General features: G+C 39.6%; 14 protein-coding genes. 13 read left to right on the forward strand and 1 reads right to left on the reverse strand.

All coding sequences use genetic code 11. The features are described from left to right. The first annotated feature begins 2 nt into the window (after positions 1-2). The 9 genes from EAF07_RS08960 (at position 3) to EAF07_RS09000 (ending at position 6427) form a co-directional block, all read left to right on the forward strand. On the forward strand, positions 3-308 hold the full coding sequence (locus EAF07_RS08960; protein WP_121836221.1) for an OadG family protein: 306 nt from the start codon (positions 3-5) through the stop codon (positions 306-308). Between the two features lie 41 nt (positions 309-349). Then, positions 350-691 (forward strand): biotin/lipoyl-containing protein, encoded by a 342-nt coding sequence (locus EAF07_RS08965; protein ID WP_121836222.1) that lies wholly within the window; start codon positions 350-352, stop codon positions 689-691. 9 nt (positions 692-700) lie between these two features. Then, on the forward strand, positions 701-1831 hold the full coding sequence (locus tag EAF07_RS08970; protein WP_121836223.1) for a sodium ion-translocating decarboxylase subunit beta: 1131 nt from the start codon (positions 701-703) through the stop codon (positions 1829-1831). 175 nt (positions 1832-2006) lie between these two features. Then, on the forward strand, positions 2007-3212 hold the full coding sequence (locus EAF07_RS08975; RefSeq protein WP_121836224.1) for an efflux RND transporter periplasmic adaptor subunit: 1206 nt from the start codon (positions 2007-2009) through the stop codon (positions 3210-3212). A 13-nt stretch (positions 3213-3225) separates the two neighbouring features. After that, entirely contained in the window at positions 3226-3912 is a 687-nt protein-coding gene (locus tag EAF07_RS08980; RefSeq protein WP_121836234.1) for an ABC transporter ATP-binding protein, read from the forward strand. Between the two features lie 8 nt (positions 3913-3920). Next, positions 3921-5144: an ABC transporter permease gene (locus EAF07_RS08985; RefSeq protein ID WP_121836225.1), complete on the forward strand. Its 1224-nt coding sequence runs from the start codon at positions 3921-3923 to the stop codon at positions 5142-5144. Then, a complete protein-coding gene (locus EAF07_RS08990; RefSeq protein ID WP_121836226.1) occupies positions 5137-5751 on the forward strand; it encodes a TVP38/TMEM64 family protein in 615 nt (204 codons plus the stop codon). Before EAF07_RS08985 ends, EAF07_RS08990 begins: the two co-directional genes overlap by 8 nt. Positions 5752-5891: 140 nt before the next feature. Then, entirely contained in the window at positions 5892-6164 is a 273-nt protein-coding gene (gene rpsP, locus EAF07_RS08995; RefSeq protein ID WP_121836227.1) for a 30S ribosomal protein S16, read from the forward strand. Positions 6165-6187: 23 nt separating this feature from the next. Beyond that, entirely contained in the window at positions 6188-6427 is a 240-nt protein-coding gene (locus EAF07_RS09000) for a KH domain-containing protein (protein ID WP_121836228.1), read from the forward strand. A gap of 72 nt (positions 6428-6499) precedes the next feature. Here EAF07_RS09000 and EAF07_RS09005 read toward each other — a convergent pair whose 3' ends face one another. Beyond that, on the reverse strand, positions 6500-6694 hold the full coding sequence (locus EAF07_RS09005; protein ID WP_121836229.1) for a hypothetical protein: 195 nt from the start codon (positions 6692-6694) through the stop codon (positions 6500-6502). 113 nt (positions 6695-6807) lie between these two features. Between EAF07_RS09005 and EAF07_RS09010 the strand changes: the two genes are divergently transcribed. From EAF07_RS09010 to budA, 4 genes are all read left to right on the forward strand, one after another. After that, positions 6808-7287, forward strand: coding sequence for an NUDIX hydrolase (locus EAF07_RS09010; protein WP_121836230.1), 480 nt, complete (start codon positions 6808-6810; stop codon positions 7285-7287). 220 nt (positions 7288-7507) lie between these two features. Then, positions 7508-8686, forward strand: a complete 1179-nt coding sequence (locus EAF07_RS09015) for an AI-2E family transporter (RefSeq protein ID WP_121836231.1) — start codon at positions 7508-7510, stop codon at positions 8684-8686. Then, a complete protein-coding gene (locus EAF07_RS09020) occupies positions 8676-9905 on the forward strand; it encodes a tetratricopeptide repeat protein (RefSeq protein ID WP_121836232.1) in 1230 nt (409 codons plus the stop codon). Before EAF07_RS09015 ends, EAF07_RS09020 begins: the two co-directional genes overlap by 11 nt. Next, positions 9905-10624 (forward strand): acetolactate decarboxylase, encoded by a 720-nt coding sequence (gene budA / locus EAF07_RS09025; protein WP_121836233.1) that lies wholly within the window; start codon positions 9905-9907, stop codon positions 10622-10624. Before EAF07_RS09020 ends, budA begins: the two co-directional genes overlap by 1 nt. Positions 10625-10759: the final 135 nt, after the last annotated feature.

The raw sequence follows: 10759 nt of genomic DNA on the forward strand, positions 1-10759 counted from the left end.
AGATGACTTATTCACTGATTGATATTTTACAAGTAACGGTTGTTTCGATGGGACTGGTATTTATCTGCTTACTAGGAATCATGTTAATGATGCAGTTAACTGGTAAGATTTTAGGGAGACCGACACCAATTGCGGAACAGATGGAACAACCAACTCAGTCACCTGTGGCAGCAGCGCCAGCGCAAACGGGACTTGCTTTGGTAGAAGAAGATGAGCTGGCTAAGGTTGCTGTTTTAACAGCGCTAGCTTTTGCTTCTAAAAAGGAAAGCGGTAAACGTTTTGAAGTGGCAAATGTTGTCAAGAAGTAAGTGGCTTTAAATGACATGTGGTAAAAGAAAGGATAATTTAGATGAAATATGAAGTAACGGTAAATGGTCAAGTCTACGAGGTAACATTACGTGAGTTAGCGGAAGGAGAGACGGTAGCAACATCTAGTCCAGCTCCGAAGGCAGAACCTTCACCTGCACCAGTCGCTACAACTGGCGATGTCCTCAAGGCACCGATGGCAGGAACTGTTTTGGCCATTAAAGTGCAAGCAGGGCAAGCTGTTAAAAAAGGTGAGGTGGTTGCTATTTTGGAAGCGATGAAGATGGAAAATGAAATCCTCGCCCCAGCTGATGCAACAGTGTCTCAAGTATTGGTGACGCCAAATCAAGCGGTTGAATCAGACCAAGCGCTCTTAGCATTTTAGGAGGCGCCTATGTTAGAAGTAATCAATCAAATGATTGAAACCTCTGGATTTGCTAATATGACATGGCAACACATGGTCATGATAGCTCTGGCTTTGGTCTTTCTTTATTTAGGAATAAAAAAAGAATATGAACCTTATTTGATGGTTCCGATTGCCTTTGGTATTTTGTTGGTCAATTTACCTTTGGGAGGACTTATGGCACATCCAGAGGGTGGGAATCCCGGTGGCCTTCTCTATTATCTGTATCAAGGGACTAATCTAGGGATTTATCCACCACTGATTTTCCTTTGCCTTGGGGCATCAACAGATTTCGGACCATTGATTGCCAATCCAAAGACTATTCTCCTTGGAGGTGCAGCGCAGCTTGGCATCTTTGCAGCTTTCTTCTTAGCGATTGTATTTGGCATGACACCGCAAGAAGCTGCTTCTGTAGGAATTATTGGAGGTGCCGATGGACCGACAGCTATTTATGTGACAACACGTTTGGCACCTGATTTACTTGCCACCATTGCCTTGGCAGCTTATTCTTACATGGCTTTGGTACCAATTATTCAACCACCGATTATTCGAGCTTTGACCACAGAGGAAGAACGCAAAACGAAGATGGTTCAAGCACGCCCTGTTTCTCAAACGGAAAAAATTATCTTCCCAATCGTCGTTACGATTTTTGTTAGCCTCATGGTACCAAGTGCGACAACTTTAGTCGGCTGTCTCATGTTAGGTAACTTGGTTCGTGAGATTAAGATTGTTCCAAAGATTGTTGATAATTTACAAAATACGCTCATGTATTGTGTGACAATTATCCTTGGATTAACGGTCGGTGCTAAGGCAAATGCAGAGCTATTCTTGTCAGTAACAACGTTGAAAATTATTGCTCTTGGACTGTTAGCCTTTTCTATTGGTACAGCCGGTGGTGTACTTTTCGGAAAAGTGATGTACCGCTTGTCTGGTAAAAAAATCAATCCAATGATTGGTGCGGCAGGCGTTTCTGCGGTACCAATGGCTGCGCGTGTGGTACAAAAGGTTGGTCAAGAAGAAGATCCAAGTAATTTCCTTTTGATGCACGCCATGGGGCCAAATGTGGCAGGTGTGATTGGTTCTGGTATCGCAGCGGGTGCGCTTTTAGCTTTCTTTGGTTAATTAATAGTTTTATAGATAAAATGGAGGTTGGGAAGCTTTTTCCTAACCTCTTTCTTACAAAACTGTAAGCGTATATTTTTTTCAAAATTGTATACTGAATACAGTTGAAGCTTGACAAGTTTTGAGTTTAAAGATATCATTGTATTACATAATAAATACATAGAAAGAAAAAGTTATGGCACGTAAAAAAGATAAAAAGGGATTTTGGAATAAGAAGACGATCATTGGAGGCGTAGCTAGCTTGGTTGTTCTAACTGCTGGAGGATACGCTTATATAGCTTCTACAGGGACAAGCGGAGCTAAAGAAAATGTGGTTTATCAGACGACTGCAGTGACTGAAGGAACCTTAGCGTCAACCACGCTTTTATCTGGTACTGTCAAAGCTCAAGCTGAACAATATGTGTACTATGATCCTAGTAAGGGAACAGGGGCTACAGTAACTGTTGCTGTGGGAGATAAAATTACAGCTGGTCAACAATTGGTCCAATACGATACCACCACTGCCCAAGCAGCTTACGACGAAGCTGCTCGTGCCCTTAATAAAGTTGGTCGTGACATCAATCAGTTAACCACTTATGGACTCCCACAAGCTGTGTCTACTACCGATGAGAAAACTGGTGAAACAGTCACTGTTAATCCTACGGAACAAGCAAACGCAGAATATCAAAATCAGTTGCAGACCTTGTATGAAGCCTATGCTTCAGCTGAAGCTCAAGTAGCTAAGGCTCAAGCTGCGCTAAATGAAACAGTTTTGCTCAGCGATGTTGAAGGAACTGTTGTTGAAATTAACAATAACATCGACCCATCAGCCAAGGAAAGCCAAGTTCTTGTGCACGTCACCAGTGAAGGGAAATTACAAGTTGAAGGTAGTTTGACAGAATATGACTTAGCCAATATTAAAGTTGGTCAAGCTGTAAAATTGAAATCTAAAGTCTATCCAGATAAAGAATGGACAGGGAAGATTACCTATATTTCGAATTATCCTTCACAAAATACCAGTCCTGCAAACGCCGCTAATGCGACATCTGGCGCAAGCTACGCTTATAAGGCTGAAATTACGAGCGACCTAGCTGAATTAAAACAAGGCTTCTCAGTATCTGTCGAAGTCGTCAATGACCAAAAGAGTTTATTAGTGCCATTGACTGCGGTTGTGACCGATGGTGATAAATCATATGTTTGGGCTTTTGATGGTCAAAGTAAAAAAGCTTCTAAAATTGAAGTTAAAGTAGGAGAAGCAGACGCTGTTTCTCAAGAAGTCTTATCAGGACTAACAGCAGGTCAAACCGTCATTGCTAATCCAGATGACTCGCTTAAAGCTAATCAGAAATTAGAGGATACCAAGCCGTTTACAGAAACTGAGGTGACTTCTAGTGACAAGTGATCAAAAAGAATTGATGTCCTTGTCAGGTATTACCAAGTCTTATCGTAATGGTGATGAGGAGTTGCAAGTTTTGAAGGGGATTGATTTGACCGTCCATGAAGGAGAATTTGTAGCCATCATGGGGCCATCTGGTTCAGGTAAGTCAACTCTTATGAATATCATCGGTCTCTTGGATCGTCCAACGTCTGGCACCTATCATTTATCTGGGACAGCTGTTGAGGAATTGGGTGAGAAAAAATTAGCGCAGGTCAGAAATGATGAGATTGGCTTTGTCTTTCAACAATTTTTCTTATTGTCTAAATTAACGGCACAAGAAAATGTAGAACTTCCCTTGATTTATGCTGGAGTAGGCGTGAGCAAACGTCGTGAATTAGCGCAAGCTTTTCTTGAAAAAGTAGAACTCGGTGAACGTCGCAAACACCTTCCTTCAGAACTTTCTGGAGGTCAAAAGCAGCGGGTCGCCATCGCAAGAGCCTTAGTCAACAGCCCATCCATTATCTTAGCTGATGAGCCAACTGGGGCACTTGATACTAAGACGGGAAACCAAATTATGGATCTTTTGACACAACTCAATCGTGAAGGCAAGACTATTATCATGGTCACTCACGAACCTGAAATAGCTGATTATGCGACTCGAAAAATTGTGATTCGTGACGGTGAGATTACTGCTGACACGACCGAAAGTGTCAGAATAGATTAGGAGGGGTTATGGAAAATTGGAAATTTGCAATTAGCTCTGTCCTTAGCCATAAAATGCGGTCTATCTTAACCATGTTGGGAATTATTATCGGTGTGGCAGCCGTTGTGATTATCATGGGGCTTGGAAATGCAATGCAAGCTAGCGTAGCTGACAGTTTTACTGGAGATCAGAAAACGATTCAGCTCTATTTTCAACCAGCTGATGCTGAAGAAGATCCCTATGCAGCCTTTTACGGCGGAAGTCTGAATGATGTCACTGTCAAAAATGAATGGTTACAAGAAATTGTAGATAATACAGAAGGAATTGATTCTTACTTCACTACAAATAGTGCAGGTGGTACCATTTCTTACGGTAAAAAGACTGTTGATAATGCCATGGTTACTGGTGTTAGTAGCCAGTATTTCTCTGTTAAAGAATACGAAATTGTTGCAGGGAGAGCCTTTCGAGATGCTGATTATCAGAATTTTTCACGCATTATCATGTTAGATACTGTGATGGCTGATGATTTATTTGGTAAAGGAAAGTACGATACTGCCTTAAATAAGGTGGTTAATCTGGGAAATAAAGATTATCTTGTCGTTGGGGTTTTTAAAACAGAGACATCAAGTATTGGAATAGCAGGTTTAACAGGAACTGCTGTGATGACCAATACACAGGTAGCTCATGAATTTGGAACCAAAGAAAATGCTATGATTTATTTCCATGTCAATGATGTTACCCTTAGTCAGGATTTAGGTAAAAAAGCTGGCGCTTATTTAACACGTCTCTCTCAAGTGAAAGATGGGGAGTATACGGTAGCGGATACGACGGAAATTCTTAATGAGATTAACACTCAGTTTGGTATCATGACAACGGTTATCGGCTCAATTGCTGGTATCTCATTATTGGTAGGGGGTATCGGCGTGATGAATATCATGTTGGTATCTGTGACAGAAAGAACAAGGGAAATTGGTCTTCGTAAGGCTTTGGGAGCAACACGAGGAAAAATCCTTACGCAATTCCTTATTGAAGCAGTTGTGCTAACCGTTTTAGGTGGTCTAATAGGGCTTGGTCTAGCTTATTTAGCCGTAGGTGCGGCAGGAAATGCTCTGCAATTATCTAATGCCACGGTGTCTCTTGATGTTGCAGGGATTGCGATAACCTTCTCAGCAGGTATTGGTATTTTCTTTGGATTGTTACCGGCCAATAAAGCAAGTAAATTAGATCCGATTGAGGCCTTACGTTATGAGTAAAGAAATTAATCCAAAACGTTATCAGATTTATCAAAAGATTGTTAAAATTGTAGGTGTCTTGGCGCTGGTTTTATCAGTCGTTTTAGTGGCTTACCTTATCCGAGGATTGAAGGTCTTTGAAAATCCAGATGCTTTGGCTGAGCTAATTAAAGATCATATGATCTTTGGAAGCATTAGTTTTTTCCTTATTCAAGTGATTCAAGTAATAGTTCCAATCATCCCAGGAGGGGTGACAACGGTTATCGGCTTTATGGCCTTTGAATTTTGGTGGGGACTCTTTTTAAATTATGTTAGTTTATCTCTGGGGTCGTTGATTTTGTTCTGGTTAGTCAAAGAATACGGTCGCCCCTTCATCTTACTTTTTGTGGATGAAAAGCACCTCATTAAATATGAGAAGCACCTGAGTTCAAAAACCTACGAACGCTTTTTCATCCTCAATATGTTATCCCCGATGGCACCAGCTGATGTCATGGTTATGGTGACTGGTCTCTCTAGCATGTCCTACCGTAAATTTATTAGAATTATTTTGATTTGTAAGCCAATTTCTATTGTAACTTACAGTTACTTTTGGATTTACGGTGGACAGTGGTTGGAGAAGTTGTTTTAAAAAATGCTAAAAAAGATTAAAATTTTTAAAGGTGTCAAGTTTTTTTCTTGACATCTCTTTTTTATATGGTATACTAAATAAAGTAAGTTAGTAGCTCTGCTATTAACCATAATAAAATAAAGAAAAGAGATTTATCTAAAATGGCAGTAAAAATCCGTTTGACTCGTATGGGTTCTAAGAAAAAACCTTTCTACCGTATTAACGTTGCAGACTCACGTGCACCACGTGATGGTCGTTTCATCGAAACTGTTGGTACTTACAACCCACTTGTTGCAGAAAACCAAATCACAGTTAAAGAAGATCGCGTTCTTGACTGGTTGGCTAAAGGTGCACAACCATCTGACACAGTTCGTAACATCCTTTCAAAAGCTGGTGTTATGAAGAAATTCCACGAACAAAAATTTTCAAAATAAAATAAGTGAGTGACTAAAAGCCTATGGATACCATCGAAAACCTCATTATCGCTATTGTGAAACCCTTGATTTCACAACCAGATAAATTGACTATTAAAATTGAAGATACTCCAGAATTTTTGGAATATCACCTTAATTTAGACCAACAAGATATCGGTCGTATTATTGGTAAAAAAGGACGTACGATTACAGCGATTCGAGCGATTGTCTATTCGGTACCAGTATCAGGTAAAAAAGTCCGCTTGGTTATTGATGAAAAGTAGTGACAGCTAGGAGAAAATCCTGGCTTTTTTTGATATCAAAAAAGACTGAAACAACGTCAGTCTCTGATAAGATTATTTACCGCCAAATAGCCCTTTAACTTTATCGAGGATACCGTCAGCACCTTGAGCGCCTTCGATGAGGGTTTTAGCTTGTTCGAAGTATTCTCCGAGGTTATCTTTTTGGTCGTTGACGAAGTCAAGCGCTGCTGAAAAATCGCGTTTTTCAATCATTTCTTTTACTTGGTTAAATAGGTCTTGTGGATTCATAGTGGAACCCCTTTCTTTTTTGATACTTTCATTAAACCATAAACAATCATTTTTTGAAAGTTTTTAGCTTAATAGTTTTACTTTTGCTATAATAGGATGAAAAAGGAGACAGTATGAAATTAGCAACGATTTGTTACATTGATAACGGGAAAGAATTTTTACTCTTGCATCGCAATAAGAAGTCAAATGATGTTCATGAGGGAAAGTGGATTTCTGTCGGGGGAAAATTGGAGAGAGGTGAGAGCCCAGAGGACTGCGCCAAACGGGAAGTTTTTGAAGAAACGGGTTTGACTGTTGAGGAGATGGAACTTCGTGGGATTGTAACTTTTCCAAACTTTACGCCTGATACGGATTGGTATACTTATGTTTTTAAGGTGACGGCATTTACTGGTCAGTTATTAGAAGACTGTGCTGAAGGGACATTAGAATGGGTTCCTTATGATCAGGTGCTATCAAAGCCAACATGGGAAGGCGATTACGAGATGTTCAAGTGGATTTTAAACGATGAGCCATTTTTCTCTGCTAAAATGACCTATGGTGGAAACGTTTTGAGAGAGAGTCAGGTTGTTTTTTATCCGAATAGCAAGAAATAAACTCTGTTTCTCCACAGCTTAATTTTATCAGCTTAAAGTCACCCTAATCGGTGATTTTTTGCTCTGATTTTGGTATAATGGTTAATAATAAAAAATCCTTGTTGTTCTAGTTAAAAAGTCATCCGATAACCATCATTTACGATGGTGAGGCTCATTCGTCTGCTGATGGAATAACTAGCACAACAACTACAAAAATATAGAAGAGTCTTGGAGAGCATTTATGAAAGACGATAACAAATTTTCGCTTAGTTGGTTTTTTCGCTGGTTTCTAAATAATCAGGGTGTGACAGTCCTGTTAGTGATGTTGCTGGTCTTTTTGAATATTTGGGTGTTCAGTCACATCAGTTCCTTATTGACTCCGATTTTTTCATTTTTAGCGGTTGTGAGTCTCCCTTTGGTGATGTCAGCCCTTGTTTACTATCTTCTTAAGCCAGCTGTAGACTGGTTGGAAGGGAAGAATTTTGGACGTGTATCAGCCATTGCAGTTGTATTTCTCGGACTTATTCTCTTTTTGATTTGGGCAATTGCTGCGCTGGTTCCAATGATTGAGACACAGTTGACAGCCTTTATTACAAATCTTCCTAATTATATCAGGGATGTCGAAGACCAGGTTACCTTAATTTTGAAGGATGATCGTTTGGCACAATTCCGTCCACAATTAGAGGGTTTAGTAACAGATTTCTCTGGAAAAGCACTTGAATTTGCGCAAACCTTTTCTAAGAATGCTGTTGACTGGGCTGGAAATTTTGCTGGCGCTGTAGCCCGTGTAACGGTTGCCATTATCATCTCTCCATTCATCATTTTTTACATGCTCCGAGATGGAGACACAATGAAAGATGGATTTGTGAAGTTTTTACCAACTACTATGAGAGAAACAACGGCAAGAATTTTGCACAATGTCAATGCACAATTGTCAGGCTACGTGCAAGGGCAAGTGACCGTTGCTTTAGTAGTTGGGATCATGTTTTCTATTCTCTTTACCATTATTGGGTTACCTTACGCCGTAACTTTTGGGATTACTGCGGGATTTTTAAATATGATTCCATACCTAGGAAGTTTCTTAGCAATGGTACCTGTTGTGATTTTAGCACTGGTAGAAGGGCCATTAATGTTAATTAAGGTTGCGGTGGTCTTTACGATTGAACAGACCATCGAGGGACGTTTTGTAACGCCATTGGTTCTTGGAAGCAAGCTCAATATTCACCCTATTACCATCATGTTTATCCTTTTGGTTTCTGGTTCGGCTTTTGGTGTGTGGGGAGTATTTCTTGGTATTCCAGTCTATGCAGCAGCAAAGGTTGTTCTTGCAGAGATTTTTGAATGGTACAAGGGTGTTAGTGGCTTGTATGAAGAAGTAGAGACACAACCAATTGTTGAAGGAGATGAACATGCTAAATAGTGAGAAAATGTTAGCGTCACTGCAAGCTCAGGACCTCGTTCGTGTGGAAAAATATTTTCAAAGAGCGCTTGATAATGATCCCCAAGATGTTTTATTAGAATTGGCAGAATACCTTGAATCTATTGGATTTTTCCCACAAGCTAAAAAGATTTATGACAAACTAAAAGGAGATTATCCTGAAGTGAATGTGAATCTTGCTCAGATTGCAGCTGAAGACGGTGATATGGAAGCAGCCTTTCTCTATCTTGATGCTATTTCAGCAGAGAGTGAAGATTACCTCTCTGCACTTCTAGTTATGGCTGATCTCTATCAGATGGAGGGGTTAACAGATGTGGCAAGAGATAAACTTCTCCTAGCTGCTGATTTGACAGATGAGCCTTTGGTTATTTTTGGAATAGCAGAGCTTGAATATGAATTAGATAATTACAAAGAAGCTATTGCTTATTATGCCAAATTAGATAATCGTGACATTCTAGAAACCACTGGAGTATCAACGTATCAAAGAATTGGTCGTTCCTATGCCAAACTTGGTAAATTTGAAGCAGCTATTGAATTTTTGGAAAAAACACTAGAAATTGAGTATGATGATTCTGTTGCCTTTGAACTAGGTGTAATTTTGTATGATCAGGAAGAGTATCAAAAAGCTAATCTGTATTTTAAACAGTTGGACACCATGAACCCAGATTTTGCAGGGTATGAATATGTTTATGCACTGTCCCTTAGGGCTGAACATAAATCAGAAGAAGCTCTGCGATTGGTCCAGCAAGGGTTAACCAAAAATGAATTCGATAGCCAGTTACTGCTTTTAGCTTCGCAATTGTCTTATGAGACACACGATCGAAAAGCTGCAGAATCCTATCTTTTGTCAGCTAAAGACTTATCAGAGGATCTTGAAGAAGTGTTGCTCCGTTTATCAACCTTATATTTAGAAGAAGAACGCTATGAAGAGGTTGTTGCTCTCCAGTCAGAAGACCTTGAAATGGTCCTTACTAAGTGGAATATTGCTAAGGCTTATCACGAACTGGAACAAGAAACGGAAGCCTTTGAGCTCTACCAAGAAATTGCAGGTGACTTATCAGAGAATCCAGAGTTCCTACAAGATTATGCCTATCTTTTGAGAGAATTTGGTTACCGTGATGAAGCGAAGCAGATTGTGAATCGTTACCTTGAAATGGTTCCTGATGATATCAATATGCTTAGTTTTAAGGAGGAACTCTAGTGTCAGAACCGATAAGATTATTTCAATACAATACCTTAGGAGCTCTGATGGCAGGGCTTTATGATGGTTCTTTGACCATAGGGGAGCTTTTAGAACATGGAACTTTGGGAATCGGTACCTTGGATTCGATTGATGGTGAATTAATTGTCTTAGATGGCAAAGCCTATCAAGCCAAATCAACGGATGGTCAGGTTCATGTTGTAGAAGTGCCAGATTATGTTAAAGTGCCTTATGCAGCAGTGGTGCCTCATCAGGCAGAAGTCATTTTTAAACAACGGTTTGAAATGACCGATAAAGAATTAGAGAAACGCATTGAATCCTATTATGATGGTGAAAATCTTTTTCGTTCTATCAAAATTCACGGCATGTTTCGTAAAATGCATGTACGAATGATTCCAAAATCAAGTTCTCATCGCAAATTTTCTGAAGTGGCTACCAGTCAACCAGAACATGAACAAGAAGATATTGTTGGAACGATTGTTGGTATCTGGACACCTGAAATGTTCCATGGTGTAAGTGTTGCTGGTTATCATTTGCATTTCTTATCAGATGACCTTAGCTTTGGAGGTCATGTCATGGATTTTGTGATTCAAGAAGGTATTGTCGAAGTTGGACCAGTAGACCAATTAGATCAACGTTTCCCAGTCCAAGACAGAAAATATCTATTTGCAAAATTTAATATTGATGAAATGAAGGAAGATATTACGAAAAGCGAGTAAAGATGACCCACGACAAACGCATGAAGAAAATATGGCTTACAGAAAAGACTTTCATGGATGAATTCAAAATCCTTCGCTATAATAAAAGTGGAGGATTTTGTTATGGAAGACCTTTTAAATTTCTTGATTACTGTT

This window comes from Streptococcus hillyeri (assembly GCF_003686955.1).
Classification (GTDB): Bacteria; Bacillota; Bacilli; order Lactobacillales; family Streptococcaceae; genus Streptococcus; species Streptococcus hillyeri.